General features: G+C 66.6%; 25 protein-coding genes. 13 read left to right on the plus strand and 12 right to left on the minus strand.

The features are described from left to right. The first annotated feature begins 10 nt into the window (after window positions 1-10). From C7449_RS08965 to ppa, 3 genes are all read left to right on the plus strand, one after another. The gene (locus C7449_RS08965; protein ID WP_108002438.1) at window positions 11-727 is read left to right on the plus strand and encodes a heme-copper oxidase subunit III family protein; all 717 of its coding nucleotides are present in this window, start codon (window positions 11-13) and stop codon (window positions 725-727) included. Between the two features lie 9 nt (window positions 728-736). Then, a complete protein-coding gene (locus C7449_RS08970; protein ID WP_108002439.1) occupies window positions 737-1,114 on the plus strand; it encodes a cytochrome C oxidase subunit IV family protein in 378 nt (125 codons plus the stop codon). 110 nt (window positions 1,115-1,224) lie between these two features. Continuing rightward, entirely contained in the window at window positions 1,225-1,758 is a 534-nt protein-coding gene (gene ppa / locus C7449_RS08975; protein WP_108002440.1) for an inorganic diphosphatase, read from the plus strand. Between the two features lie 36 nt (window positions 1,759-1,794). Here ppa and C7449_RS08980 read toward each other — a convergent pair whose 3' ends face one another. The 8 genes from C7449_RS08980 to hemC all read right to left on the minus strand — a co-directional run bounded on the left by C7449_RS08980 (window position 1,795) and on the right by hemC (window position 8,649). Further along, entirely contained in the window at window positions 1,795-2,091 is a 297-nt protein-coding gene (locus C7449_RS08980) for a DUF167 domain-containing protein (protein WP_108002441.1), read from the minus strand. A gap of 7 nt (window positions 2,092-2,098) precedes the next feature. Beyond that, the gene (locus C7449_RS08985; protein ID WP_108002442.1) at window positions 2,099-2,395 is read right to left on the minus strand and encodes a YggT family protein; all 297 of its coding nucleotides are present in this window, start codon (window positions 2,393-2,395) and stop codon (window positions 2,099-2,101) included. 125 nt (window positions 2,396-2,520) lie between these two features. Continuing rightward, window positions 2,521-3,225, minus strand: a complete 705-nt coding sequence (locus C7449_RS08990) for a glutamine amidotransferase (protein WP_108002443.1) — start codon at window positions 3,223-3,225, stop codon at window positions 2,521-2,523. A 146-nt stretch (window positions 3,226-3,371) separates the two neighbouring features. Continuing rightward, complete coding sequence (locus C7449_RS08995) at window positions 3,372-3,845, minus strand: tellurite resistance TerB family protein (protein ID WP_108002444.1); 474 nt, start codon at window positions 3,843-3,845, stop codon at window positions 3,372-3,374. A gap of 143 nt (window positions 3,846-3,988) precedes the next feature. After that, window positions 3,989-5,581, minus strand: a complete 1,593-nt coding sequence (locus C7449_RS09000) for a heme biosynthesis protein HemY (protein WP_108002680.1) — start codon at window positions 5,579-5,581, stop codon at window positions 3,989-3,991. 14 nt (window positions 5,582-5,595) lie between these two features. Then, window positions 5,596-6,876 carry a COG4223 family protein gene (locus C7449_RS09005; RefSeq protein WP_108002681.1) on the minus strand — a complete coding sequence of 427 codons (1,281 nt, stop codon included), beginning with the start codon at window positions 6,874-6,876 and terminating at the stop codon, window positions 5,596-5,598. Between the two features lie 115 nt (window positions 6,877-6,991). Then, window positions 6,992-7,723, minus strand: a complete 732-nt coding sequence (locus C7449_RS09010) for a uroporphyrinogen-III synthase (protein ID WP_108002445.1) — start codon at window positions 7,721-7,723, stop codon at window positions 6,992-6,994. Further along, window positions 7,720-8,649, minus strand: a complete 930-nt coding sequence (gene hemC / locus C7449_RS09015) for a hydroxymethylbilane synthase (protein ID WP_108002446.1) — start codon at window positions 8,647-8,649, stop codon at window positions 7,720-7,722. The genes C7449_RS09010 and hemC overlap by 4 nt, the downstream gene beginning before the upstream one ends. Window positions 8,650-8,722: 73 nt before the next feature. Here hemC and tsaD point away from each other — a divergent pair, with 73 nt between their 5' ends. The 10 genes from tsaD (at window position 8,723) to C7449_RS09065 (ending at window position 18,951) form a co-directional block, all read left to right on the plus strand. Next, window positions 8,723-9,817: a tRNA (adenosine(37)-N6)-threonylcarbamoyltransferase complex transferase subunit TsaD gene (gene tsaD / locus C7449_RS09020; protein WP_108002447.1), complete on the plus strand. Its 1,095-nt coding sequence runs from the start codon at window positions 8,723-8,725 to the stop codon at window positions 9,815-9,817. Beyond that, window positions 9,814-10,806 (plus strand): NAD(P)H-dependent glycerol-3-phosphate dehydrogenase, encoded by a 993-nt coding sequence (locus C7449_RS09025; RefSeq protein ID WP_108002448.1) that lies wholly within the window; start codon window positions 9,814-9,816, stop codon window positions 10,804-10,806. Before tsaD ends, C7449_RS09025 begins: the two co-directional genes overlap by 4 nt. Window positions 10,807-10,821: 15 nt before the next feature. Beyond that, entirely contained in the window at window positions 10,822-11,115 is a 294-nt protein-coding gene (locus tag C7449_RS09030; protein WP_108002449.1) for a YciI-like protein, read from the plus strand. 5 nt (window positions 11,116-11,120) lie between these two features. Further along, window positions 11,121-11,552, plus strand: a complete 432-nt coding sequence (locus C7449_RS09035; RefSeq protein ID WP_108002450.1) for an EVE domain-containing protein — start codon at window positions 11,121-11,123, stop codon at window positions 11,550-11,552. Window positions 11,553-11,559: 7 nt separating this feature from the next. Beyond that, window positions 11,560-12,219: a class I SAM-dependent methyltransferase gene (locus tag C7449_RS09040; RefSeq protein ID WP_108002451.1), complete on the plus strand. Its 660-nt coding sequence runs from the start codon at window positions 11,560-11,562 to the stop codon at window positions 12,217-12,219. Between the two features lie 421 nt (window positions 12,220-12,640). Then, the gene (locus C7449_RS09045) at window positions 12,641-15,820 is read left to right on the plus strand and encodes a helicase-related protein (protein ID WP_170115851.1); all 3,180 of its coding nucleotides are present in this window, start codon (window positions 12,641-12,643) and stop codon (window positions 15,818-15,820) included. Window positions 15,821-15,824: 4 nt separating this feature from the next. Next, window positions 15,825-16,250, plus strand: a complete 426-nt coding sequence (locus tag C7449_RS09050) for an RNA-binding S4 domain-containing protein (protein WP_108002453.1) — start codon at window positions 15,825-15,827, stop codon at window positions 16,248-16,250. Window positions 16,251-16,454: 204 nt separating this feature from the next. Continuing rightward, on the plus strand, window positions 16,455-16,793 hold the full coding sequence (fdxA, locus tag C7449_RS09055) for a ferredoxin FdxA (protein ID WP_108002454.1): 339 nt from the start codon (window positions 16,455-16,457) through the stop codon (window positions 16,791-16,793). Window positions 16,794-17,173: 380 nt separating this feature from the next. Continuing rightward, complete coding sequence (locus C7449_RS09060) at window positions 17,174-17,743, plus strand: CarD family transcriptional regulator (RefSeq protein ID WP_108002455.1); 570 nt, start codon at window positions 17,174-17,176, stop codon at window positions 17,741-17,743. A gap of 356 nt (window positions 17,744-18,099) precedes the next feature. Then, the gene (locus C7449_RS09065; protein ID WP_108002456.1) at window positions 18,100-18,951 is read left to right on the plus strand and encodes an RNA polymerase factor sigma-32; all 852 of its coding nucleotides are present in this window, start codon (window positions 18,100-18,102) and stop codon (window positions 18,949-18,951) included. Window positions 18,952-19,135: 184 nt separating this feature from the next. Here C7449_RS09065 and C7449_RS09070 read toward each other — a convergent pair whose 3' ends face one another. The 4 genes from C7449_RS09070 to thiP all read right to left on the minus strand — a co-directional run bounded on the left by C7449_RS09070 (window position 19,136) and on the right by thiP (window position 25,486). Next, a complete protein-coding gene (locus C7449_RS09070; RefSeq protein WP_170115837.1) occupies window positions 19,136-21,208 on the minus strand; it encodes a mechanosensitive ion channel family protein in 2,073 nt (690 codons plus the stop codon). Between the two features lie 154 nt (window positions 21,209-21,362). Next, window positions 21,363-22,856 (minus strand): M48 family metalloprotease, encoded by a 1,494-nt coding sequence (locus tag C7449_RS09075; RefSeq protein ID WP_108002682.1) that lies wholly within the window; start codon window positions 22,854-22,856, stop codon window positions 21,363-21,365. 283 nt (window positions 22,857-23,139) lie between these two features. Next, window positions 23,140-23,880, minus strand: coding sequence for a thiamine ABC transporter ATP-binding protein (thiQ, locus tag C7449_RS09080; RefSeq protein ID WP_108002458.1), 741 nt, complete (start codon window positions 23,878-23,880; stop codon window positions 23,140-23,142). Further along, window positions 23,873-25,486 carry a thiamine/thiamine pyrophosphate ABC transporter permease gene (gene thiP / locus C7449_RS09085; RefSeq protein WP_108002459.1) on the minus strand — a complete coding sequence of 538 codons (1,614 nt, stop codon included), beginning with the start codon at window positions 25,484-25,486 and terminating at the stop codon, window positions 23,873-23,875. Before thiP ends, thiQ begins: the two co-directional genes overlap by 8 nt. Between the last annotated feature and the right edge of the window lie 137 nt (window positions 25,487-25,623).

Here is a 25,623-nt window from a genome sequence, read left to right on the forward strand (position 1 = left end):
AGACCGGACCATGGCCGAGACCGTGCAGACGCATCCTTCTCCTCCATCGCCGGGTGGCATTCGCGGCTTCGTGTCCGATTGGGCTTCCGACCAGCAGGCGTTCAAGAACGTCTCCTGGGGCAAGGCCATGATGTGGATCTTCCTGCTCAGCGACACCTTCATCTTCGGCTGCTTCCTGCTCGCCTACATGACGGCCCGGATGTCGACGGTGGTGCCCTGGCCCAATCCCAGCGAGGTGTTCGCCCTGAACATCGCGGGTCACGACATTCCGCTGATCCTGATCGCCATCATGACCTTCGTGCTGATCTCGTCGAGCGGCACCATGGCAATGGCGGTCAACTTCGGCTATCGCCGCAACCGGCGCATGACGGCGCTGATGATGCTGCTGACGGCGCTTTTCGGCGCCACCTTCGTCGGCATGCAGGCCTTCGAGTGGACCAAGCTTATCCTCGAGGGCGTGCGTCCGTGGGGAAACCCCTGGGGCGCCCCGCAGTTCGGCGCCACCTTCTTCATGATCACCGGGTTCCACGGAACGCATGTCACGATCGGCGTGATCTTCCTGCTGATCATCGCGCGCAAGGTGTGGCGCGGCGATTTTGACACCGAGCGGCGCGGCTTCTTCACCAGCCGCAAGGGCCGCTACGAGGTCGTCGAGATCACCGGCCTCTACTGGCACTTCGTCGATCTCGTGTGGGTTTTCATCTTCGCCTTTTTCTATTTGTGGTGAGACAGCGCCATGGCTCAGGTAACCGTCGATTCTCCCAGGCAAGCGGCCGTTCAGAAAGCGGTCCACGCCGAGCATCAGCAGCATCCTATCGGCCTCTATCTCGTGGTCTGGGGGCTGCTGTTCGTCCTCAGCGTCTGCTCCTACCTCGTCGACTATTTCGGCCTGCAGGGCTACCTGCGCTGGTCGCTCATCCTGATCTTCATGGTGCTCAAGGCCGGCCTGATCGTCGCCGTGTTCATGCACATGGCCTGGGAGCGGTTGGCGCTGCTCTACGCCATCCTGCTGCCGCCGATCGCCATTCTGGTGTTCGTCTGGCTGATGACGGCGGAGTCGCACTATACACTCCTGACCCGCATGGCCTTCTTCGGCACGGCGCCGGGCAACTGACCGGCAACGGTCATCGGTTGCAGTCTGGCGCCGCCCTACCAAAGGCTTGTTGCGTCACAGAGGAATTCGCTCTACGAGACCGGCGAAATCCACTGCATAACGGAGTCCCCATGCGTATCGATGCAATCTCCATCGGCAAGAACCCGCCGGAAGACGTCAACGTCATCGTCGAGGTTCCCGTCGGCGGCCACCCGATCAAGTACGAGATGGACAAGGAAGCCGGTGCGCTGATCGTCGACCGGTTCCTCTATACGCCGATGACCTATCCGGGGAACTACGGGTTCGTGCCGCACACGCTGTCCGAAGACGGCGACCCGATCGACGTGCTGATCGCTAACACCCGTCCCCTCGTGCCGGGCTGCGTCATCAACGTTCGCCCGATCGGCGTGATGGTCATGGAAGACGACGGCGGCAAGGACGAGAAGATCCTCGCCGTTCCGGTGCCGAAGCTGACGCGCCGCTACGACAAGATCGAGAACTACACCGACCTGCCGGAAATCACGCTGAAGCAGATCGAGCACTTCTTCGAGCACTACAAGGATCTGGAGCCCGGCAAGTGGGTGAAGATCGCCGGCTGGCAGGACGTGAACGTCGCCAAGAACCTCATCGTAGAGGCGATCGAGCGTTACAAGGCGCAGAAGTAAGCCGTCGCGCTGCGCATTCCGCGGCGCGCTGCCTGCTCAAAGACCAAGTCTTTTCAGGATCTCCTCCGGGTCGCCGTCGATCCGGAGGATTTTCTTTCTCTGGGTTTCGCCGCTGACCAGCGACACGGCGGATTTCGGCACGCCGGCCGCCTTGGCGATAACGGCGACCAATGCCTTATTCGCCTGACCCTTCTCGGGCACGGCCCGGACGCGGATCTTGAGATGGCGGTCGCCGCTGGCGTCCGTCTCGACACCGTCGATCGCATCTCGGCCGCCGTTCGGCGTCAGCCGCACCGTCAGGCTGATGTAGTCCTCGTGCCGGCGGTACGGCAAGGTGCCCTCAGAGCCCGAGGAGGGCCGGGGCGAGGACGCTGCGGATGACCTGCTCGAGGAAGAAGAGGATGACAAGCGCCACCAGCGGCGACAGGTCGACGCCGCCGAAGTCCGGCAGGAAGCGGCGGATTGGACGGTAGACCGGCTCGGTCAGGTTGTAGAGGGCTCGGCCGATCGAGGCGATCACCTGGTTGTTGGTGTTGATCACGTTGAAGGCGTAGAGCCAGGAAAAGATGGCCGAGGCGATGATGATGAACCACGCGATACTGATGATGAAAAGAAGCGTGTTGATGATCGCGATCATGGTTGTCTCGTTTTCTCCGGTTCCGTGCGCTCACATGTAGCCATTGGCCGCGCCGCCAGCAAGTATGCTCTGCCGGCGCAACCGCAAACATGTTTAATGTCGAGGCTTTTCGTGCTGCGGGTTGCTCAGTTCTCGTGGAAGACGCGGTCCAGGAAGCCCATCATCCACTGGCGCAGGGCCGCGTCATGCAGCAGGCGGCCATCAAGATGGGCGCGGCCGACCTGGGCGCCGGGCAGCTCGAAGCGGTGGGCGCCGTGCACCACCCAGCGGTGCATCATCGCCAGCGTCAGCTCGCCGTGGAACTGGATGCCCCAGGCATTGTCGCCGTAGCGAAAGGCCTGGTTCTCGTAGTGCTCGCCGGTGGCAAGCAGTGTCGCCCCCGACGGAAGCGTGAAGCCTTCGCGATGGAACTGGTACACCATCGAGGGCCAGGCCATGAGTTCCCGGCCTTCTTCGGTCGGCTCGAGCGGGTACCAGCCGATTTCCGTCAGGCCGTCGACGTGCGGGCCGACCTCGCCGCCGAGATGGCGCACCAGCATCTGCGCGCCGAGACAGATGCCGAGGAAGGGGCGGTCCTCGGCAAGTGGGACGGAGAGCCAGTCGATCTCGCGCCTGATGTAATCGTCCTCGTCGTTGGCGCTCATCGGGCCGCCGAAGACGACGGCTGAAAGCGTTGAGGGAAGGGCATCGCCCATCACCGGGCGTCGGATGTCGAGCCCGTAGCCCATCTGTTGCAGGATCTGGCCGACGCGGCCGGGGCTGGAGGTTTCCTGGTGCAGGACGATGAGGATCGGTCGCTTCGGCCCGGGTCTGCGGGGGAGCTGGAGCATCGTGTCGGCTATCCTGGTGTATCGGGCATGCTGGCGAGTGGTCATCCTGGCCGTCCGGCTTCGCGGTCGCGAAGGTCCGGTGGCGTGCAATCCAAGATGTCAGAGCCGATCTTGCATGTCCACCGATTGCGCGCCGTCGCCGCGGCTCAGCCGTCGTCGCCGGTCTCGGTGGCCCGCCGGCTGGCGACCTGCTGGCGCTTCATGATGCGCTCGCGGCCGGATACGCCGAGCAGGTCCGCGATGCGCCAGATGGCATGATCCTCGAGCTCGCTGCGCTCACCGTCGGCGTAGACGATCTCCCAGAGCAGCCCGACGAGATCGACCTTCTGCTCCTCGGACAGCTGGCGCTTGAGCTCGGTGGTGAACTGGAAGAAGTCGATCGCCTCGCTGGCGGCCGTCGTGCCGGCCGCCACCAGCGCGTCGAGTTCGGCGCCCTCGAGGCCGTAGAGCGTGCGGAAACGCTCACGCAGCTTTGCGCGCTCGGCGTCGAGCACCTTGCCATCCGCCTCCATTACCTGGATGCACAGCGCCATCACGGCAAGGCGCGGATCCCCGCCATCGAATGTCTGCCTGTCGGCGCCCGAAAGGCCGGAGAGGAATCGCTGCAGTCGCTCGAACATGTCATCCCTTACGGTCTGAACCCATCAGCGCGACCACCATCGCGGAAGCGCTCCAACTCTGGTCAAAGCCCGTCGCGATCCTTCGGGTTCGCTGCCCGTGCTTCAAGTCCTTGTTTCTGTTACGTCCTCGCGGAGGGACCTGCTCAAAACAGCCGGAAGCTGGCCGTGCTGCCGCCGCTTGTGATCTTCGTCTCATTTTTGACGCCCGGATCATCCGGAGGGCCGCCGAAGAACGGCTTCGGCTCACCTTCCGGCGACACGGCGTTGATGGCAGCGCCCGCTGCGGTCGCTCCAGCAGTCGCTGCGGATCTAGGGGCGGCCTCGATGTCGATGGCGGAGGAGGGGGGCTTGCGTTGCGGACGCGCGTCGGCGTCCACCGGCGGCAGGGCGCGGATCGCCTCGTCGACGCGGTTGACGGCGCCCTCTTCCACCGGTCCGTGCCATTCGCTCACCGGCGTCTTCCACTCGAAGGCGTCGAGCTTGCCGGTCACCGGCGACACCGGCAGCCACTCCGGCGATGTCACGCCGTCGGCGGTCCAGGCAGGATCGCGCGGCGCCTTCAGCGCCTGGTTCATCCAGTGGCGGATGCGGCCCTGGTGGCCGTTTTCCGCGTCCTCGATGTCGGCAAGCAACAGGAAGGTTCGCTCGTTCGGCGCCAGGCGGGCGGCGGCCTCCGCCTTTTCGCGGGCCAGCGCGAACTTCCGGGCGTCGAGCGCCGCCTGAGCGACGGCGAACAGCGTTTCGGCATTGTTCGGATGCAGCGCCTCGAGCTTTTCGGCCCGCTTCAGGCGGTCGGCAGGGGAATCGCCGCTGCGCGCATGCACATAGAGCCGTGCCACCTCGGGGTGCGGACCGACCTTCCAGAGCCGTTCCAGGATCTGCGCCGCCTTGCGCAGGTTGCCTTCGCGCAAATAGGCCTTCGCCGCGATCAGCCCGGCGGGGACGAAGGTCTCGTCGATCCGGAGGGCTGCAAGCGCATCATCCCTTGCCGCCTTCGGATCGGACTCGCTCTCAAGCCTCGCCCCGGCCCGGGCCGTCAGCAGCACCACCTTGCGGCGGTCGACCTGCTTTCGCTCCTCCGCCGATGCCGGCTTGTGCTGGTCGAGCAAGCGGAGCGCCTGGTCCCATTCGCCCGTCCCGGCGCGATGTTGCAGGACCGCGTCGGCCGCCCAGGGAAGCTGCGGCGCCTTCTCGGCGGCGCGCTCGGCGTACTGGCGGGCGGCCTCCGTGGCGCCAAGGCGTCGCGCCTCAAGGTAGAGACCGCGCAGCCCCAGTTCCCGGGTCTCCGGATCGTCGGCCATCTGTTCGAACTTCCGCCGCGCCTCGTCGTGCTGGCCGTCGATCAGCGCGGCCTGTGCTTCGAGCAGATGGACCAGCGGCTCCTGGTCGGGCCTGATCAGCCCCTTGGTGCGCGCCAGCATCTTGCGGGCCGAGGCGGCGTCGCCCGCGCCGGCCGCGATCAGTCCGGTGGAGAGCGCCTGATAGCCGCGATCGCGCTTGCGGGCGCGGAAATGGCGCCGGATCGCATGCGGAGAGGTCAGGACGGCGCGCACCAGCCACAAGAAAAAGATCACCGCCGCCATTGCCGACACCGCGATGGTTGCCGCTACCATCAGGCTCATGGCGATGCGCTGGCCCTGCCAGACGATGGAAAGCTCGCCAGGCCGGTCCGCAAGCCAGGCGAAGCCGGCAGCGAGCGCGAGCACGAGGAGAACGAAGCCAAGCAATCTTGCCATGATCATCCGCCCCCTCAGCCCTGGCCGCCATTCGAGGTGATTGCCCCGGACACGAGCGCGCCGACGGCGTCCTCGACGGCAATCCGCTCGTCGAGCTTGGTCTTGAAGTCGGCCCCGGCCTTTTGCGCGGGTTCGGGCAGCGTCTGCCACTCGATCTGCGCGCCCTTCAGGTCGCCGTTCTGCAGCTTGTTCTCGATGCGCGCCACGATCGCCTCCGGCGTGTCGCCCTCGACGCTTCCTACGGGGCGGACGGTGACGAGGGAGGCGGCGCTCGACAGCAGCCGGTCGACGATTCCCTGATCGCCCGCCGGCCGATGGGACGCTTCGATCATCGCGTCGGCGACTGGCTGGAAGGCGCGGACGAGATCGGCCCGCGAAGGCACCCCGGTGGCGGCATGGGCGCGGAGCGGGGCAATCGACGGGTCTTCCGGGGCGATGCTGGCAAAGGCTTCCAGTTCGGCCAGATAGGGGCCGCCGCGGTCGATCGCCGTCTTCAGCGCGCTGGACGCCACGGCCTTGGCCATCGCCACGTCGCTGCGCGGCTCCTCGAGCTTCCGCTCGGCGGCGTCGAGGCGTTCGGTCAGCCGCGCCGACTGATCCGCGGCAGCGCGCGCCGCTGCGCTGGTCTGGTCGCGCAGGGCGGCGACGTCGGTCGTCAGCTTTGCGACGGTTTCCTCGAGAGCGGCGATCGATTGCTGGGATTCGCCGGTCGCCGCAGGTCCGTTCGTTGCCAGCTCGCCGGTGACCTTTTCGACTGCGGCCAGGCGCGCCTCGATCGGTTGCAGGTCACTGGCCTGCGCGGCGGGCGCGGTTTCGATCCGGATCAGCCGCGCGTCCAGCGCTTCGACCGCGGCGCCCAGCGCTGCCAGGTCGTCGCTGCCGGTCCTGGTCGGTCCGAGCGCCGGCAGGTAGCCGCCGTACTGCAGCGCGCCGGCGCCGGCAAGCGCCACCAGTCCGCCGAGGATCGCGGCGGCAAACGCTCCGGACCTGCTCGGTTCCTCGCGCGGATGCGGGACCTCCGCCTGTGGCGTGAAAGCGGGTTCGGCCGGCGTTTCCGCGATCGGCTCGGCGGCGGCGGGCTCGACCGGCGACTGTGGTGCGGTCCGGTCGGTGCCCGGCTGGTCGTCCGGCGACGGGATCGGCCGGGCGGCAGGTTCAGCAGCGGGGTCTGCTAGTGGCTCGGGCGCGTCTGTTTGCGGGGGCGGCGCATCTGCGCCGGCCGTGGACGCGGCTTGGAGATCTATCGTCACGGGCTCACCGGATTTCTTGCGGCGCGGCGGCTTTTCCGGGTCCATGACGATCTCCTTCATTCCAATGCGTTGCAGTAAACCTAGTCAGCGAAGCCGGGGAGGAAAAGCCCCTCAGACGAAATTGGTACCGGACCTCGCCGCCGAACGGCGCCTGAAACCGCTACAGAAGATCAAAAAGGCCGGCCTCGTCCGGCGTTGCCGCGACGGCCACAGATTTCGACAGAGCGGCGGGCACGACCGCCGCGACATTGCGGCTGATGCAGAGGAAACGCATGCGCTCCAGCCTTTCCAGGTGCTCGGCCACCAGCGGCAGTTCGAAGAAGTGGCGGGTCGATTCCCGTGAGTAGAGCAGGACGGCATCGACCGGCTCGTCGACCAGCGCCGGCCGCAACGCGTCGTCGGCCGGCCGGATCGGCTCCATCCGATAGCACTCGACGGTAACATGGGCGACGCCGGCTGCGGTGAGGCGGTCCTCGAAGTTGCTCGAGCGCGGGAAGCCTGCCAAGTAGAGAAGGGGATCGGTGGGGACGCCGTGCTGGCGGCGATGGTCGACGATCAACTCGGCGAGGCCGTCGCCGTCGCTGCGCGCGGCGGCCAGCACGTTGCGGAAGCCGGCCCGGGACGCGGCGCGGCCGGTCGCGTCACCGACCGCAAAGACCGTCGTCTGTAGATGGGGGTCGAGGGCGTCGCCAAGTGACTGCAGCACCCGCGCCGCCTCGCCGCTGGTGATCGTGATCGCCGAATGGCGGCCGGCAAGTGCTGCGAGCGTCGCTTCGCGATCGTGCACGGGAGCCGACAGCGGAACAGAGACGGCCACGTGGCCGAGCGCGGCAAGCCGCGCCGCCGTCGCGGGTGCAGACACTTGCGGCCGCAGGACCAGGACGCGCATCATCGCCAACCGTCGAAGAAACCGGTGCCCGCCGCGTCCCGCACCACCTGGCCGGCGCGGGCGCCGAGCGCCGCCGCGTCGGAAGCAGGTCCCTCGATCGTGGTTTCATGGACCTGCGAGCCGTCGGGGGTGAGGATCATGCCGCGGAAGCGGATGTGGCCGTCCTGCGAGACCGCATGGCCGGCGATGGGGGTGCGGCAGGAGCCGTCGAGCACCGCCAGGAAGCTGCGTTCGCAGGCGACCGCCTCGTGCGTCGGGGCATCGTCGATGGCCGCCAGCAGCGCGCCGATGCGCTCGTCGCCGATCCGCGCCTCGACGCAGATCGCGCCCTGCGCCGGTGCCGGCAGGAAGACGGCCGGATCGAGGATCTGCGTCGCCACGTGCTCCTTGCCCATGCGCTTCAGGCCGGCATAGGCGAGAAGGGTCGCGTCGGCCTGTCCCTCGGCAAGCTTGCGCAGCCGGGTATCGACCTGGCCGCGGAAGATCACGACGTTGAGGTCCGGCCGCAGCTTGCGGATCTGGGCCTGCCGGCGCAGCGAGGCGGAGCCGACCGTCGCACCGTGCGGCAGTTCCTCAAGTGTCGGCGCGGTCCGGCCGATGAAGGCGTCGCGAACATCCTCGCGTGGCAGGAAGGCGGCAAGCTCGAGCCCGTCGGGCAGGCGCGTCGGCATGTCCTTCGAAGAATGCACGGCGAAGTCGATCTCGCCGGAGAACAGCTGCGCCTCGATCTCCTCGGTGAACAGGCCCTTGCCGCCGATTTCGGACAGGGCCCGATCGGTGATGCGGTCGCCTTTCGTGGAGAGCACGACGATCTCGAACATCTCTTCGGCGAGCCCGTGTGCGGCCATCAGCCGATCGCAAGTCTCATGCGCCTGCGCCAGTGCCAGCGGGCTGCCGCGCGTGCCGATCCTGAAAGGTTTTGTTTGCATCCGCCTTGATCCGTTGTTACCGGAAGTCCTCGTATCCGGCTTTCGCCGCCATCGCAATCAAACAGCGTGCTTCATGTCGTCCCACCTGACAATCCTCGGCATCGAGACGAGCTGCGACGAGACCGCGGCGGCGGTCGTCGCGCGCGAGGTGGACGGCCGTGGAACGATCCTCGGCGAGGTGGTGCTGAGCCAGCTCGACGAGCACAGCGCCTATGGCGGCGTCGTGCCCGAGATCGCCGCGCGCGCCCATGTCGAGGCGCTGGATACGCTGATTGGCCAGGCGCTGGCGCGAGCCGGCAAGACGCTTGACGATGTCGATGCCATCGCGGCGACCAGCGGGCCGGGTCTGATCGGCGGCCTGATCGTCGGGCTGATGACCGGAAAGGCGATCGCTCGTGCCAAGGGCAAGCCGCTCTATGCAGTCAACCATCTCGAAGGCCATGCCCTGACCGCCCGCCTGACCGACGGCCTGCCGTTTCCCTACCTGATGCTGCTCGTTTCCGGCGGCCATACCCAGCTCGTTCTGGTGCGCGGCGTCGGCGACTACGAGCGCTGGGGCACGACGATCGACGATGCGCTCGGCGAGGCCTTCGACAAGACCGCGAAGCTGCTCGGCCTTCCGTATCCGGGCGGGCCGGCAGTCGAGAAGGCGGCGGAAACGGGCAATCCCGACCGCTTCTCCTTCCCGCGCCCGCTGGTCGGCGAGAAACGGCTGGACTTCTCATTCTCTGGACTGAAGACGGCGGTCCGCCAGGCGGCCCAGTCGATCGAGCCGGTCACCGACCAGGACATCGCCGACATCTGCGCGTCGTTCCAGAAGGCGGTTGCTCGAACGCTGAAAGACCGCATCGGCCGCGGCCTCGAGCGCTTCCGGCAGGAATTTCCGACCGCCGCTGATCCGGCGCTGGTGGTCGCCGGCGGGGTCGCCGCCAACAAGGTGCTGCGCTCGACGCTCCAGGAGCTGTGCGATCGCAACCGCTTCCGTTTCGTGGCACCGCCGCTATCGCTTTGCACCGACAATGCGGCGATGATCGCCTGGGCGGGGCTGGAGCGGATGGCAGTCGGACTGTCTCCCGACGATCTCACCGTGGCGCCGCGCTCGCGCTGGCCGCTGGACGAAGATGCCGCCGCCAAACTCGGCTCGGGCAAACGGGGAGCTAAGGCATGAGCGAGCAGTCGCACGTCGTCGTCGTCGGTGCCGGGGCGTTCGGCACGGCGCTCGCTACCGTTGTCGCCGAAACCGGCGAGAGCCGCGTCACGCTGCTGGCCCGGCGCGCCGAGACGGTCGCGGCGATCGTCGCGAGCTGTCGCAACGAGGCGGTCCTGCCCGGCATCACCCTGTCGGCGTCCCTCGAAGCCACGCTCGATCGCGCCGTTCTCGAAGACGCCTCGGTGGTGCTGTTTGCCATGCCGTCGCAGGCGCAGCGCGAGGCGGCGCGGGAGCTTGCGGGCCACCTTCCCGATGGTGCCGCGGTCGTCATCTGCGCCAAGGGCATGGAGAAGGCGAGCGGCCGGCTGCTGACCGACGTGCTCGAGGAAGAGCTGCCGCGCCGGCATGTCGCGGTGCTCTCCGGCCCCGGTTTTGCCGCCGACATCGCGCGCGGCCTGCCGACGGCAATGGTGATCGCGGCCTCGACGCTGGAGCGGGCCGCTGACCTGGCACACGTCCTTTCCGGCCCGACCTTCCGCCTCTACCCCTCCGTCGACCGCATCGGCGTGCAACTCGGCGGCGCGCTCAAGAATGTGTTGGCGATCGCCTGCGGCATTGTCGAGGGCGCCGGACTCGGCGATTCCGCCCGGGCGGCGCTGATCTCGCGGGGGCTGGCGGAAATGTCGCGCTTCGTCGCGGCCCATGGCGGCGATGCGGCGACCGTGACCGGTCTCTCCGGACTGGGCGATCTCGTTTTGACCGGCACCAGCCACCAGTCGCGCAACCTGCGCTTCGGCATCGCGCTCGGGCGGCAGGGCAATGCGGAGGGCTGGGCCGGGGAACTTGTCGAAGGTGCCTTCGCCGCCGGCGTGGCCTCGAAGATCGCCGCCGAGCGCAACATCAGCATGCCGATCACCGATGCGGTGGCGGCGATCATCGACGGCAGGCTCGCCCTTGCCACCGCCATCGGCCAGCTGATGAGCCGGCCGATCACACAGGAATTCTGAGGAGGAAGAAACGACATGCTCTTCGCCCTTTTGTGCACCGACAAGCCTGGCGCCCTGCAGGTGCGGCTCGACACACGACCCGAGCACCTGGCCTACCTGAACAGGCTGAACGAGGAGGGGAAGCTCGCCTTTGCCGGCCCGTTCCTTGGTGAAGACGGCAAGCCGAACGGCAGCCTCGTCGTGGTCAAGGCTGAGACGATCGAAGCAGCGCGCGACCTCGCAGACGCCGACCCCTACGCAAAGGCCGGCCTGTTCGCCGGCGTCGAGATCAAACCCTGGAACTGGGTCTTCAACAATCCGGAGGCCTGAGGCGAATGGCATACTGGCTGTACAAGTCCGAACCCTTCAAGTGGTCCTGGGACATGCAGAAGGAAGCGGGCGAAAAGGGCACCGAGTGGAACGGCGTGCGCAACTACCTGGCGCGCAACAACATGCGGGCGATGAAGATCGGCGATAAGGGCTTCTTCTACCACTCCAACGAGGGGCTGGAGATCGTCGGCATCACCGAGGTCTGTGCGCTGTCGCATCCGGATTCCACGGCCGGCGACGACCATCGCTGGGACTGTGTCGACATCCGCGCCGTCTGCGACATGCCGCGCCCGGTTTCGTTGAAGGAAATCAAGGCAAACCCGAAGCTGGAAAACATGTCGCTCGTCACCTCCATGCGGCTTTCCGTCCAGCCGGTGACCGAGGAGGAGTGGCTCGAGGTCTGCCGCATGGGCGGCCTCGACGATCCGCCACGCTGATCATCCCGTGAAGACCGATCCAGAGCGCTTCATTCTCGACAACACATCGGTGCTGTCGCCGCCGCACGTGCCGGAGATCCGGCTGCGGCTGGCATCGGAAGCCCACGATCTCTGGCTGAAGACGGAGGAGGAGCTGGAGGAAATCGGTCTGCCGCCGCCGTTCTGGGCCTTCGCCTGGGCGGGCGGGCAGGGACTTGCCCGTTACGTCCTTGATCATCCCGCCACGGTGCGCGGTTGCAGCGTGCTCGATTTCGCGAGCGGCTCGGGTCTGGTCGCGATTGCAGCGAAGCTGGCCGGCGCCGCCGAGGTCGTGGCGGCCGACATCGACCCGTTGTCACAGACGGCGATCCGCCTGAACGCCGCACTTAACGGCGTGCGGATCGACCATCGGGGGGATGACCTCATCGGGCAGGACCTCGGCTGGGACGTGGTTCTGGCCGGCGACGTCTTCTACGACCGGACCTTTGCCTTGGCGTTGATACCGTGGTTCAGCCGCCTGGCGGGGCGCGGCGCCACCGTGCTCGTCGGCGATCCGGGCCGGTCGTACTGCCCGCGCGAGCAGATGCATTCGCTTGTGACCTACGAGGTTCCCGTCACCCGGGCGCTCGAGGACAGCGAGATCAAGCGGACGACGGTGTGGCGCTTCCTTCCGGATCCCGCCTCATGAGGGCTTGCGCGCTGCAAACGGGGCGCGACGCGAAAGAATCTTCATCGAGTGTGAAAAAAGGGCTTTACAGGGTTTTCGGCGCCGGTTGCACCCCGGTTGCCGCGACTCGGCACGGTAGTGGTGCGGATTCAGCATGTGGTGGGGGAAGATGCCGGAAAGTCAACATGTTGTGGGGAACAAAAGCGGAATCTCCGTGAGTCTTCGTTTCGTGTCCGATTCGTTCGCAAGGTGTTCCGTTCGCCCTTCGCAAAGGGTGCTCGACGCTGGTATAACGCCCCGGAAGTAGCGGAAAAAGCCTGATGATCCGCCTGCTGCCCTTGTCTTTGCGGGCCGTGATGGGCATTTGTGTTGCCGGCATCCGCAACTCGATCGGTGCCGGACGTGAGATAGTTTTTCGAGGCAAGCCTTGTCCGTTGCACCGATGATATTGAGCGGCCGCGGTGTAACCGCGGTGCTTGGGCCGACCAATACCGGCAAGACCCATTACGCAATTGAACGTATGGTGTCGTACGAGACGGGCGTGATCGGCCTGCCACTCAGGCTGCTGGCGCGCGAGGTCTACACGCGCCTGGTGGAGAGGGTCGGCCACCACAACGTCGCCCTCATCACCGGGGAGGAGAAGATCACCCCCCATATGGCGCGCTATTCGGTGTGCACGGTGGAGGCGATGCCGCGCGAGACGCGCGCCGCCTTCGTCGCGATCGACGAGGTCCAGCTCGCCGGCGATCTCGAGCGCGGCCACATCTTCACTGATCGGATCCTGCATCTGCGCGGACGGGACGAGACGCTGCTCCTGGGTGCGGCCACGATGAAGCCGATCCTCGAGCATCTGCTGCCCGGCATCAACGTGATCGAGCGGCCGCGCCTGTCGCAGCTTTTCTATGCGGGCTCGAAGAAGATCACGCGCCTGCCGCAGCGCACCGCGATCGTCGCCTTCTCGGCCGACGAGGTCTATGCCATCGCCGAGCTGATCCGCCGCCAGCGCGGCGGGGCGGCCGTCGTGCTCGGGGCGCTGTCGCCACGCACCCGCAATGCCCAGGTCGGGCTCTACCAGGAGGGCGACGTCGAATACCTGGTCGCCACCGACGCGATCGGCATGGGCCTGAACCTCGACGTCGACCACGTCGCCTTCGCCCAGGACCGGAAATTCGACGGCTACCAGTTCCGCAACCTCAATCCCGGCGAACTCGGCCAGATCGCCGGCCGCGCCGGCCGCCACCTTCGGGACGGCACCTTCGGGGTCACCGGTAGCGTTGATCCGTTCGAGCCGGAACTCATCGAGCGCATCGAGGCGCACGAGTTCGATCCGGTTCGGGTGCTGCAGTGGCGCTCCAAGCGGCTGGATTTTTCCTCGATCGCCAGCCTCAAGGCGAGCCTGGAGGCGGCGCCGACCGTCAGCGGCTTGGCCCGGGCGCTGCCGGCCGTTGACCAGCAGGCGCTGGAGCATCTCTCCCGCTACCCCGACATCAAGGACATGGCGACCACGCCGGAACGCGTCGAGAAGCTGTGGGAGGCCTGCGCATTGCCGGACTACCGGCGCATCACGCCGGCCCAGCATGCCGACCTGATCTCTACCCTCTATGCCGATCTCGTCCGGCGCGGTACTGTAAACGAGGACTTCCTGGCCGAGCAGGTGCGGCGTGCCGATCGGACCGATGGCGAGATCGACACGCTTTCGGCGCGAATCGCACAGATAAGGACTTGGACCTATGTATCGAATCGGCCGGACTGGCTTGCCGATCCGACACACTGGCAGGAAAAGACGCGGGAAATCGAGGACCGATTGTCCGACGCGTTACATGAACGGTTGACGAAACGCTTTGTTGATCGCAGGACATCTGTGCTCATGAAGCGCCTGAGAGAGAATGCGATGCTGGAAGCCGAAATCAGTGTTAATGGCGATGTCTTCGTGGAAGGACATCATGTGGGGCAGTTGGCCGGTTTCCGGTTCACGCTCGCTTCGGGCGCGGAGGGCCCGGATGCGAAAGCCGTACAAGGTGCCGCCCAGAAGGCGCTGGCGCTCGAGTTCGAGGCGCGCGCCGCCCGGCTCCATGCGGCTGGCAACGGTGATCTCGCCGTCGGCTCCGACGGTACCGTGCGCTGGCTCGGCGATCCGGTGGCGCGGCTTGCCGCCAGCGATCACGTCATGCGTCCGCGGGTCATCCTGCTCGCCGACGAGCAGTTGACCGGCAGCGCCCGCGATCACGTCGCCGCCCGCATCGAACGCTTCGTCAACCATCACATCGCCACCGTGCTGAAGCCGCTAGACGACCTGTCGCGCGCCGAGGACCTGCAGGGGCTCGCCAAGGGGCTGGCCTTCCAGCTCGTCGAGAATCTCGGCGTGCTGTTCCGCCGCGACGTGGCCGAGGACGTCAAGTCGCTCGACCAGGAGGCGCGTGCGTCGATCCGCAAGCACGGCATCCGCTTCGGCGCCTACCACATCTTCATGCCGGCGCTACTGAAGCCGGCTCCGGCCGAACTGATCACGCTGCTCTGGGCGCTGAAGAACGATGGCCTCGACAAGCCCGGCTACGGCGAACTGATCCCGGCGCTGGCCGCCGGCCGCACGTCGGTCGTCGCCGACCCGAGCTTCGAGCGGACCTTCTACAAGCTCGCTGGCTTCCGCTTCCTCGGCAAGCGGGCCGTGCGCATCGACATCCTGGAGCGTCTGGCCGATCTGATCCGTCCGCTGCTGCAGTGGAAGCCCGGCACGACGCCGCGGCCCGAGGGCGCCTATGACGGCCGCCGCTTCACCGCCACCACCTCGATGCTCTCCATCCTGGGCGCCACCCCCGAGGACATGGAAGAGATCCTGAAGGGCCTCGGCTACCGCGCCGACAGCGTCAAGCCGGAAGAGGCTGCCGCTTTCCTTGCCGCGGAGGATGCGAAGACCCAGGCGGCCGCCGCTGTCGAGCCCGGGGCCGTCGATGCAGGCGCCGAAGAAGCAGCTGCACAGCCTGAGACCGCCGCGACCGCGGACGCCGAGATTGCCGCCGTCACGGATGCCGACGCCGGAACTGCCGCCGCCGACGTCGACAGCGAAGCTGCAGCGGCAGCGGAGAACGGTGCGGCATCGGGCGAGGCGCCCACAGCCGCGTCGAGTGAAGAGACCGCAGCCACCGTAAGCGATGCCGCGGCCGGCGAGGAGACGGCTGCGAGCGACGACGTCGCTGCCGCTGAAACGGCCGACGAGGCCGCGCCGGCGGAAGCCCGGCCGGTGCTGCTGTGGCGCCCGGGCGGCCGCAACGACAACCAACGCCAGGGGCAGCGCGGGCAGGGCCAGCGCGCTCAGGGTGACCGGCAGGGCGATCGCCGCGGCCGCGAGAACGCCGGTGGCGGCCAGCGCTCCGGTGGGCGTCGCGAAGGCGAGCGCCGTGAAGGCCGGCCGCAGGGCGGGCGCCCGGAGTTTGCGAAGGGCCGTGACGGAAAGCCGCAGGGCGGGCGTCCGGAGCGGGGTGAGCGGAGCGACCGGCCGCAGCGCGACGATCGCTCGGCCAAGCCGGCCAAGTTCGAGGCCCGTCCGCCGCGCAAGGACAAGCCGATCGATCCGGACTCGCCCTTCGCCAAGCTCGCCGCGCTCAAGGAGCAGATGAAGAAGTAGGCTCATGGCGGACGAACGGGAGCAGCCAACCGGTCAGGCGCGCCAGCGCATCGACAAGTGGCTGTTCTTCGCCCGGCTGCGCAAGTCTCGCTCGCTGGCGGCAAAATCCGTCGAACAGGGCGACGTCTCGGTCAACGGCCAGCCGGTGCGCCAGCCGTCGTACAACGTCAAGGCAGGCGACACCGTCGTGCTTTCGCTCGACCGCCACGACATGGTGGTCAAGGTGCTCCACCCGGGCGCCCGGCGCGGTCCTTACGAGGAGGCGCGCCTGCTCTATGACGACCTGACCCCGCCTCCGCCGCCACGGGCGGAGCGCAACCTCTTCGAACAGGCGACGCGCGAACGGGGTGCCGGCCGGCCGACCAAGCGTGAGCGGCGTGAAACCGACGCGTTGCGCCGCCGTTCCGACCTGCCGGACGATGAAGCCTGAGTTCCGTCGCGCGCCTGCCGGGGCGTGGAATTCTGTACCGCTTGCGACCCGTTTTGCGCATGCTTTATTCTTGCAAACAGCGGGCAAAGCCTTTACCTCCACACCCACGGCGGAGGACGCCGGTGACCGTTTTCCTCCGTTGCGCCGGGTGACCGGTGAAGCTGGCCCGCCGGCCTCGGACAGGGAAATTCGCTGGAGTTACTCATGACGTATGTCGTGACCGACAATTGCATCCGCTGCAAATATACCGACTGCGTCGAAGTGTGCCCGGTGGACTGCTTTTACGAAGGCGAGAACTTCCTCGTCATTCACCCGGACGAATGCATCGATTGTGGCGTCTGCGAGCCCGAATGCCCGGCCGAGGCGATCAAGCCGGATACCGAGCCAGGCCTCGACAAGTGGCTGAAAATCAACGCTGATTTTGCGCAGATCTGGCCGAACATCACCGTCAAGAAGGACCCGCTGCCCGACGCGAAGGCCTATGACGGCGAAGAGGGGAAGTACGACAAGTACTTCTCGAGCGAGCCCGGCACGGGCGATTGAAGCGGCCGCACCGATCGGTGCGGCAACGTTCGAAGTGGGGAAAACCGGGCAGGCCATCCGAAACCGGATAGGGCAGGCTTGATGACCCATGCGAACCAAATTATTGATTTCGGCACTTTTTTGTGATAGGGTACGCTTACTGATCCAATCGAGGCACTTGGTGTGCCCGAACATCACCACGAAAGCAAACGATCCCTACGGCGCCGCTCACCTCCCATAAGCAACGTCACGTTGCTGAATTGTGAACGCGTCGTCACATCCGTTTATGCCTTCTTGGACGGAACAGGAATGGTGTCTCCGACGGTGCCCCCGTCTTTTCCGGGCGATCTCGACCCGGCCCCGGCCCTTGCCGGGAGTGTTACAGGGAGTATTTGAATAGAATGACGACCCAGCAGAAAAAGTCTTCCACGCGCCAGGGATTCAAGACCGGTGAATCGATCGTCTATCCGGCCCATGGTGTCGGCCAGATCGTGGCCATCGAGGAGCAGGAAGTTGCCGGCATGAAGCTCGAGCTCTTTGTGATCGACTTCGAGAAGGACAAGATGCGCCTCAAGGTTCCGGTCGCCAAGGCCGTGTCCATCGGCATGCGCAAGCTGTCCGAAACCGACTTCGTCGACCGCGCGTTGAAGGTTGTGCAGGGCAAGGCCCGCGTCAAGCGCACCATGTGGTCGCGGCGGGCGCAGGAATACGACGCGAAGATCAATTCCGGCGACCTGATCTCGATCGCGGAGGTCGTTCGCGATCTCTATCGCGCCGAGAACCAGCCCGAGCAGTCCTATTCGGAGCGTCAGCTCTACGAAGCCGCCCTCGACCGGATGGCCCGTGAGATCGCCGCCGTCAACAAGATGTCGGAAACCGAGGCCGTCCGTCTCGTCGAGGCCAACCTCAACAAGGGGCCGAAGCGTGGCAAGATCGTCGAGGAAGACGATGCCCAGGACGAAGCCGCCTAACGGCCTGTTTCAACTTTGAAGCTTTGAACCCGGCTGGCATCCAGCCGGGTTTTTCTTTGGAACATTTATGCTGGACGCCGGGTTGAGCCACCAACTTCAAGCCGGCGAGCCGGACCGGTTGCATGGCGGCGCAACGGTCGGCGCGGCGGTGAGCAACAAATTGCTACTCGCCCAAGCTGGGGGAGCAGTATAGCATGCCTGCCATGGCGATCGTCGGCCGACGGTCCGGAGGCTTGGTTTTTCGCGGACGGAATGCGATGCACTCCGCGAAGGCCGCACAGAAGCATGCTTGTCAGGTGAATACCCTGGCCCCGTTTGGTCAGGGATCCTTTCAGTCCCGGCTCAGGGAGATGCCAATGGCCAGCACCACCGCCGACCGCCGTATGATCAAGATCGCCATGTCCGCGCCCTACCTCGATCGTGACGAGGAGCAGGCTCTTGCGCTCGCCTGGCGCAAGAAGAACGACCAGGAAGCGCGCAACCGCATCGCCATGGCGCACATGCGGCTGGTCATCGCGCTGGGTTCCCGCTTCCGCAATTTCGGCCTGCCGTTCAACGACCTGCTGCAGGAGGGGTATATCGGCCTTCTGGAGGCCGCCGCCCGCTTCGAGCCGGAACGCGAGGTGCGCTTCTCGACCTATGCCACCTGGTGGATCCGCGCCTCGATCCAGGACTACGTGCTGCGCAACTGGTCCATCGTGCGCGGCGGAACCAGTTCGGCGCAAAAGGCGCTGTTTTTCAATCTGCGCCGCCTTCGCGCCCGCATCGCCCGGGGCGACAACCACTTAACCTCCGAGACGATCTATCGGGAAATCGCCACCGCGCTGAAGGTCAGCACGGCGGACGTGCGCAACATGGATGCGCGGCTGGCTGCGTCCGACGTGTCGCTGCAGGCGCCGGTCGGCGGCGACGAGACGGGCGCCAGCCACATCGACTTCCTCGCCAGCGACGCGCCGCTGCCGGACGAGGAGGTCACCGAGATGATCGACGGCGAGCGGCGGCGCGAATGGCTGCACCGGGCGCTGACCCGCCTCAACGAGCGGGAGAGAAAGATCATCCGCGCCCGGCGGCTGGCCGACAGCAGTTCCACGCTGGAGGAGCTCGGCGCCGACCTCGGAATCTCCAAGGAACGGGTGCGCCAGATCGAGAACCGCGCGATGGAGAAGCTCAGGATCGCGCTGTGCGAAGCCTCGCCGGCCTTTGCCTGAGCACTCGGCAACGAGGCATGGCGTCCGTGCCGCTCTCGTGACCATGTCCTGCATGCATTGTCCACACCCGCGAGCTGGGTGCAGGGTCCGACTATAGCGCTCACGGCGCAAGCCGATTTTTCTTTATGCCGCGCCGGGTGCGCTTAGGCATCCGGCTTGCGACGCCCGTGCGATCACCTCGCCGTCAGGACCCGGCGCCGCTCGCGGCTGCGGCCTGCTGTTGCAGGTCCACCTGCCGCTTGTGCATGGCCGCCGCGGCCGCCGCCTCCTTCTCGTCGCCGCCGACCTGGAACGTCGGCTGGGCGAACGAGATATCGTTCTCGGCGAAGGCCTGGGTGAGCAGCGTATAGGCCCGGCGCCGGATCGCCGTCGCCTCGCCGGTCGGGCGGGCGGTGAAGCCGAAGCTGATCTCGATGCCGAACTCGCCGATCTGCTCGACGCCCTTCAGCTTCAACGTCTTGATGATGTGCGGTGCGAGTTCCGGATCCTCCAGCAACTGCTTGCCGATGTCCTTGGCGATCCTTGAGACCTTGGTCATGTCGGTCTTGAAAGGAACGCGGATGCGGAACTTGTCAACGGTCCAGTCGCGGCTGCCGTTGCGGATTGCACCGAGCGCGCCGAAGGGCACGGTGAAGACCGAGCCGCGGTGGTGGCGGAGCCGGATCGAGCGCAGGCTGAAGGATTCGACTACGCCATTGTAGCTGCCGCTTTCGATCCACTCGCCGACGCGGAAGGCATCATCCATCAGATAGAAGATGCCGCTGACGATGTCCTTGACCAGCGTCTGAGAGCCGAAGCCGATCGCGACGCCGAAAATGCCGGCGCCGGCGATCAGCGGGCCGATCTGCACGCCCATCTCGGCGAGGATGGTCATCACGGCGACGCAGAGCAGGACGGCGGCAAGTCCATTGCGGAAAATCGGCAGCAGCGTCCGCAGGCGCGCGCGTCTGGCGGCTTCGTCCGGCGTCAGCGCTTGCTCGCCGTCCACCGGAATCAGCGGGCCGTCCATATAGGCCTTGGCGATCTGCCAGACCAGATCGACCACCAGGAGGATGATGATGCTCTTGAAAAGGCCGTTGACGACGGCCTGGAGCAAAGGGCTTTGCTGGGCGATCGCGTTTGGATTGTACTCCCATATCAGCCCCAACCACCCGAGTGCCGCCAGGATCACGACCGCACGTACTCCCCTGGCGAGCAGCACCATGCGCAGCGTGTTGCCCTCCGCCTCGTTCCAGTGGGTCTGCGCGAACGCCTTCGCCATACGGTCGGCGGCCGAAATGACCTTCGGCAGGGCAATGGCAAAGATGCCGAGCCAGAACAGCCCCGGGAAACCGAGCATCCACAGCAGCCAGAGTGCGCCGACGTAAAGCGTGGAAAGAATATTGCCGGTGCGCGATGGGAGATTGCCGTACCGGTCATAGGGACGGCGCCATATCGTTTCCAGGACAACCAGAAGCAGCGCGATCGAGAAGCCGTAGGCGATGACGGCGCGCGTGTCGGGATCGATGCCGAGCGGTCGGCACATCGCCCAGATGGCGAGTCCGATGGCAAGGATGACGCCGAAAACGCGAATGCGGAAAAAATGGAAGCTCGATGTCTCGGCGATATCCATGGACAGGCGGCACAGCCCCGTCGCCAGACGATAGCCGATCACCGCAAGCAGCGCGTAGAGGATGACGACTCGAAGAAGCGGTGGCCATTCGAAGGCGAGGAAGATCAGGGCGGATACGATAGTGAAGACAAGCGGGGGACCAAGCTCCGCATAGGCGCGGCTGGCGATCTCGCTTCCGAAGCGCGCCTTGTGAGCTGTGCGGCGAAACAGCCACTCGATCGCCGCCCCTGCGGCGACGATGCCGAGGAAGATGACGATCGCCGGGGCATAGTTGCTCTCGCTCGCCTGCTGGCGCACCCTGCCGACCGCCATTGCGATCTTGGACGGAACCGTCGGAACCGCCGCCAAAAGCGCGTGGAGGCGGGAGCGCGCGAACGCCTCGATGTCCTCGACCTCCAGCGTGGCTTCCTTGGTCAGGTGACCCTCGGTCGCTGTCGGGCGGGAATTGAGCCAGGCCCGGATCTCCGGGTCGTCCAGCAGCTTCAGGAGTTCGGTGACCTTCTGCGGCGGCGGCGCGGCCACCGAGCCCGACGGTGGTGGCGTAGCGTTGCCGGCGGGAGCAGATTGCGCGTACGCGAGCGGTGCGGTCACCACCAGCAGCAGGCAAAACAGGATGTACGTCAGGAATGCCGGCAACTTGGACATGGTACACCAGCGCGGTTTTCCGGAGTGACGGAAATTTATACCGCCTGCAATTGAATGCGGGCGGTAGTATTTAACTAGCATTAACGGAGATGCGCCGAAAGATGGCGCCACCTGCGCCCAGCTCGAGGCGATTGAAAAAGCGGTAGCCGGACCGCTATTCCGTGATGATCTTGTACTTGTCGCCCGGCTTGACGGTGCTCGTCGGGGTCATCGCATTGATCAGGCGGAACAGGTCCAGCTTGCGGTCTGTTCCCATCATGCGGCCGGCCAGGGAGGCCAGTGTGTCGCCCGAGCGGGCCGTCACGACGCGGACCCGCAGCGGCTTCAGGGAGGCGATCTCCTGGGCCGTCAGCTGCCGGAACGTCGACTTCAGCACGCCGGCGGTCGGTTCGAGGGCGGCCGAGCCCTGCGGCACGGCCGTCAGGAACCGGTAGATCTGGTTGCCGATGCGGACCACCGTCACGTCGAACTCCCAGCGATCGGCGGCCGCCCTTGCCGTCGCCGCCTCCAGGCCGTTGACGGTGATCGGGCGGATGGTTTCCGGCTTCAGTCCGGTGACCCAACCGCTGGAGATGTAGTTCACAAGGCTCTGGCGCTGGCCGTCGGCGACGCCGTCGAAGCGGATGGCGACATCGCCCGGACCGGTCGAAAGCACCGCATCGGCCTTGTTGTCGATCTGGAAGCCGGCGGGAACGTCGAAGCGGATGCCGAGCTTGCCGTGCAGGAATGTCTGCCCGCGGACGTAGCCCTCTTCGGGGCTGTCGCCGTAGAGCAGTCCGTCGATACCGTCGAGATAGTAGTCGCGGCCGCGATCGCCGAACGTGCCCGCCGCGCCGAAGGCGCGGGCATGACGGCGGGCCAGATCGACCCGCTGCGGGGCATTCGGATGGCTCGACAGGAAGTCCAGGCTCTGGTCCGCCTCCGGATCGACCGAGCTGAACTGCCCATGGGCCGCCATCGAATCCAGGAAGCGCGCGGCGGCGTAGGGATCGTAGCCAGCTTCGCCGAGCATGCGCACGCCGATCACGTCGGCCTGCAGTTCCTGGTTGCGGGAGAAGGCGGCGAGCCGCAGCTTGCCGCGGGCGAGCGCCTGCTTGCCGGCGAGGTTGCTCGACAGCACTTCGGCGACGACCCGGCTGGCGATGACCTCCGCTTCTTCCTTCTTCTGCCGCTCGATCCCGTGGTTGGCGGTGACGTGCGCCATCTCGTGCGACAGCACCGCCGCCACCTCGGAGGCGTCGTTTGCCAGCGCCAGAAGGCCGCGGGTGACATAGAGGTAGCCGCCCGGCAGCGCGAAGGCGTTGATCGCCGGCGAGTTGAGGATGGTGATCCGGTAGGACTGGTTCGGGTTCTCGGAGACGGCCGTCAGGGCGCCTGTGATGCGCGCGACGAGGTGCTCAGTCTTGGCGTCCTTGTATTCGCCGCCATAGCTCGCGACGATACGCGGGTGCTCACGCGCGCCCATGGCAGCCCGCGGATCGTTCTTCTGGACCTCGTCGACGATCTGCGGACTGGATGAAGGTGCGACGGCCGGCTCATAGGTCTGCTCGATCGCCGACTGGCAGGAGGCGAGCAGTCCGGCAAGGGCAAGCGCAAGTCCGGCGCGTGCCGCTCCGCGTTGCCTCCCTCGTCCTGCATACCGTCCCATGCCCAGCATTCACCCATGCCTTTCGCAGCACACGCTCGGAAAGCGACCGGTCCCGGCACCGACCGGACCCAATCCGTTCGACGCCGAGGCACACTTGCTTGTCCGGATTATTGTCACGCTCTTGAGTATCCTGCCGATACCCGCCTGGCCCGCTCAGACCGCGTGTCGAGAGATAAACGCCCTGCCCCTTGCCGACAACTCCCGATTCCAGAATCGGTTCATATTGTGGCTCCGGTGACACAGCCCGGCGTCCAAAATAAGGCAATGCGCTTCGGGTCGGGCGTCAATCCGGGACGCCGAGGAAGTCGGCCAGCGCCGGCGGCTCACGGGCGGCCAGGAAGCCTTCGACCGGTCCCTCCATGACGATCACGCCGTCATCAATGAACATGGCCCGGTCGGCAACCCGCCGGATGTCGTCGACCTGGTGGGAGATGAACAGAAGGGTAATTCCGGTTTCGGCCTGCAAGTCGAGCAGCAGCGTGGCCATTTCGGCCCGCATCGCCGGATCGAGCGCCGCGAACGGCTCGTCGAGGAGAAGGATCGGCCGGCGCCGCACGAAGGCGCGCGCCAGCGCCACCCGCTGCCGCTCGCCGCCCGACAGCAACCCGGGCATCCGGTCGCGATATCCGCCGAGCCCGACGCGGGCCAGCGCCGCTTCGACCCGGTCGCGCTCGGCGGCGTCGAGGCGGAGCGAGGGGTCGAGGCCGAGGCCGACATTCTGGCCGACGGTGAGGTGGGTGAAGAGATTGTTCTCCTGGAAGACGATCGAGACCGGCCGCGCCGCCGGTTCGCGGCCCTGCATGTCCTTGCCGAAGATCTCGACGGTGCCCGACCGGATCGGCTGGAAGCCGGCGATCACGTTGAAGAGCGTCGACTTGCCGGCCCCGGACGGTCCGGTCACCGCAACGCGCGCGCCTTGCGGGACCGTGCAGTCGAAGACGAGGCGCTTCTGCTCGTACTGCACCGTGGCGGCGGCGAGGCGGATTGCCGGGACGTGCCGGTGTGCGGCGGAGGGGTCAGACATGCGCTTCTCTCGTTTTCGGCTCCGCCACGGTCGAGGGCAGCGTCAGCAGCAGGCAGACGAGGCCGAGCAGCAGGGCGATTCCGGCCGCATCCGCGACCCGGTACGTGCCCATGCGGCTGAACAGAAGCCAGGGCAGGGTGATGAAACCATCGGCGCCGAAGATGGCGACGGCGCCGAGGTCGCCGAGCGACAGCGCCATCGCAAAGGCGAAGGCGGTCAAGAGCGGCCGCTTCAGCGCCGGCAGGTCGATCCATCTTATCCGGTGCCACCCGGTCACCCCGAGACTGACCGCGAGGCGGCCGCTGCGGCTAAGGTGGGTGCGGTAGGCGGGCGCCAGCACACGCACGACGAAGGGCAGGGCCATCAGGGCGTTGACGACGACGACGATAAAGGGCGCAAACCGTGCCGTGGCGCCGAACTGGCGCAGAACCAGGAACCAGCCGGTCGCCATCACCACGGGTGGAACGAGGAGGATCAGCGAGCTTGCACCGCCAAGCCCGGTGCCGAGAAGGCGAAACGATGACCCCGGATGCAATGTCGCAAGCCGTGGAACCGCGACGGCCGGGATCGTTATCGCCAGGCACAGCGCGGCAGAGCCGAGTGCGATCGCCAGGCTGGTCAGGAGCGCCCGATGCAGCAGCGGATCGGCTACAAGGCGGGGCAGGTCGGCGCCGAGCCCGGAGACCACGATGGCGAGGAGGGGGGCGGCGGTGAATGCGGCGAAGGCCGCGATCACGAGGGCGTCGAGCGCCCGTCCGTCGCCTCCATCGAAGCGGCGTACCGCCCGGCCGGTGGTCGGCGCTTCCTCGGCCGGCGTGCCGAGCTTCTGCATCAGCACCAGCAGTGTGCCGGTGAGCACGATCTGCAGCACCGCCAACAGCACTGCGCGGGGCGGGTCGAAGTCGAAACGCAGCGCCTGGTAGATCGCCACCTCGATCGTTGTCGCCGCCGGGCCGCCGCCGAGGGTGAGCACGATCGTGAAGCTCGTCGCGCACAGCATGAAGATCAGGCCGGCAATGCCCGGCAGCAGGCCGCGGATGACCGGCCACTCGATCAGGCGGAAAACCGTGGCGGGACGCATGCCGAGATTCGCCGAGGTCAGCCAGTATTCGGCGGGGATCCGCTCCAGCCCCGCCAGCATCAGGCGCACGGCAAGCGGCAGGTTAAAGAAGACGTGGGCGATGAGGATGCCGGCGAGGCCGTAGACGCTGACCGGGTCGGCGAGACCGAGCTGTGCGAGCAGGCGGTTGACGATGCCCTGGCGCCCCCAGATCTCGACGATGCCAAGCGCTGCCACCAGCGCCGGCAGGCCGAGCGGCAAGGCGGCGAGGCGGACGATCCAGATCCGGCCCAGAAAGTGCCGCCGGCGCGCCAGCGCACGGGCGACGGGAATTGCAAGCACGACGGACAACAGCGTCGAAAGGCCGGCCTGCAGCAGCGTGAACCGGACGACGCGGAACAGGTAGGCATCGAACAGCGTGCCTCCGGCGCCACCCTCGGCATTGAGCAGCAGCATCGCGGTCGAGAGGCCGGCGAACAGCAGGATGAAACCGAGGGCGAGGCCCCCGGCTCCCGTGATCACGGCTTGTTCGCGTGTCGTATACATGCGTTACCCTGATGCCTTGCTGGCAGTTCCCGAAAAACTGGACGCCCCTTGCGTTCCGGGCGCAGCGTCGCGCCGATCGGCCGGACGCTAGACGCAATCCCGGCAAGCGCGCATCGGCTTGCCGGGATTGCATGAAG

Origin of the sequence: Mycoplana dimorpha, assembly GCF_003046475.1 — a bacterium.
GTDB classification, from domain to species: Bacteria; Pseudomonadota; Alphaproteobacteria; order Rhizobiales; family Rhizobiaceae; genus Mycoplana; species Mycoplana dimorpha.

What these genes read in the sequence shown, in the direction of transcription:
- thiQ (WP_108002458.1), bottom strand. Translation starts at nt 23,880, where the DNA reads ATGTCTGACCCCTCCGCCGCACACCGGCACGTCCCGGCAATCCGCCTC.
- C7449_RS08995 (WP_108002444.1), bottom strand. Translation starts at nt 3,845, where the DNA reads ATGTTCGAGCGACTGCAGCGATTCCTCTCCGGCCTTTCGGGCGCCGAC.
- C7449_RS09060 (WP_108002455.1), top strand. Translation starts at nt 17,174, where the DNA reads ATGACGACCCAGCAGAAAAAGTCTTCCACGCGCCAGGGATTCAAGACC.
- C7449_RS09000 (WP_108002680.1), bottom strand. Translation starts at nt 5,581, where the DNA reads ATGGCAAGATTGCTTGGCTTCGTTCTCCTCGTGCTCGCGCTCGCTGCC.
- C7449_RS08985 (WP_108002442.1), bottom strand. Translation starts at nt 2,395, where the DNA reads ATGATCGCGATCATCAACACGCTTCTTTTCATCATCAGTATCGCGTGG.
- thiP (WP_108002459.1), bottom strand. Translation starts at nt 25,486, where the DNA reads ATGTATACGACACGCGAACAAGCCGTGATCACGGGAGCCGGGGGCCTC.
- C7449_RS09035 (WP_108002450.1), top strand. Translation starts at nt 11,121, where the DNA reads ATGGCATACTGGCTGTACAAGTCCGAACCCTTCAAGTGGTCCTGGGAC.
- C7449_RS09010 (WP_108002445.1), bottom strand. Translation starts at nt 7,723, where the DNA reads ATGATGCGCGTCCTGGTCCTGCGGCCGCAAGTGTCTGCACCCGCGACG.
- C7449_RS09025 (WP_108002448.1), top strand. Translation starts at nt 9,814, where the DNA reads ATGAGCGAGCAGTCGCACGTCGTCGTCGTCGGTGCCGGGGCGTTCGGC.
- C7449_RS09065 (WP_108002456.1), top strand. Translation starts at nt 18,100, where the DNA reads ATGGCCAGCACCACCGCCGACCGCCGTATGATCAAGATCGCCATGTCC.
- C7449_RS09005 (WP_108002681.1), bottom strand. Translation starts at nt 6,876, where the DNA reads ATGGACCCGGAAAAGCCGCCGCGCCGCAAGAAATCCGGTGAGCCCGTG.
- ppa (WP_108002440.1), top strand. Translation starts at nt 1,225, where the DNA reads ATGCGTATCGATGCAATCTCCATCGGCAAGAACCCGCCGGAAGACGTC.
- C7449_RS08970 (WP_108002439.1), top strand. Translation starts at nt 737, where the DNA reads ATGGCTCAGGTAACCGTCGATTCTCCCAGGCAAGCGGCCGTTCAGAAA.
- C7449_RS08965 (WP_108002438.1), top strand. Translation starts at nt 11, where the DNA reads ATGGCCGAGACCGTGCAGACGCATCCTTCTCCTCCATCGCCGGGTGGC.
- fdxA (WP_108002454.1), top strand. Translation starts at nt 16,455, where the DNA reads ATGACGTATGTCGTGACCGACAATTGCATCCGCTGCAAATATACCGAC.
- C7449_RS09050 (WP_108002453.1), top strand. Translation starts at nt 15,825, where the DNA reads ATGGCGGACGAACGGGAGCAGCCAACCGGTCAGGCGCGCCAGCGCATC.
- C7449_RS09030 (WP_108002449.1), top strand. Translation starts at nt 10,822, where the DNA reads ATGCTCTTCGCCCTTTTGTGCACCGACAAGCCTGGCGCCCTGCAGGTG.
- C7449_RS09070 (WP_170115837.1), bottom strand. Translation starts at nt 21,208, where the DNA reads ATGTCCAAGTTGCCGGCATTCCTGACGTACATCCTGTTTTGCCTGCTG.
- tsaD (WP_108002447.1), top strand. Translation starts at nt 8,723, where the DNA reads ATGTCGTCCCACCTGACAATCCTCGGCATCGAGACGAGCTGCGACGAG.
- C7449_RS09075 (WP_108002682.1), bottom strand. Translation starts at nt 22,856, where the DNA reads ATGGGACGGTATGCAGGACGAGGGAGGCAACGCGGAGCGGCACGCGCC.
- C7449_RS09045 (WP_170115851.1), top strand. Translation starts at nt 12,641, where the DNA reads ATGATATTGAGCGGCCGCGGTGTAACCGCGGTGCTTGGGCCGACCAAT.
- C7449_RS08990 (WP_108002443.1), bottom strand. Translation starts at nt 3,225, where the DNA reads ATGCTCCAGCTCCCCCGCAGACCCGGGCCGAAGCGACCGATCCTCATC.
- hemC (WP_108002446.1), bottom strand. Translation starts at nt 8,649, where the DNA reads ATGCAAACAAAACCTTTCAGGATCGGCACGCGCGGCAGCCCGCTGGCA.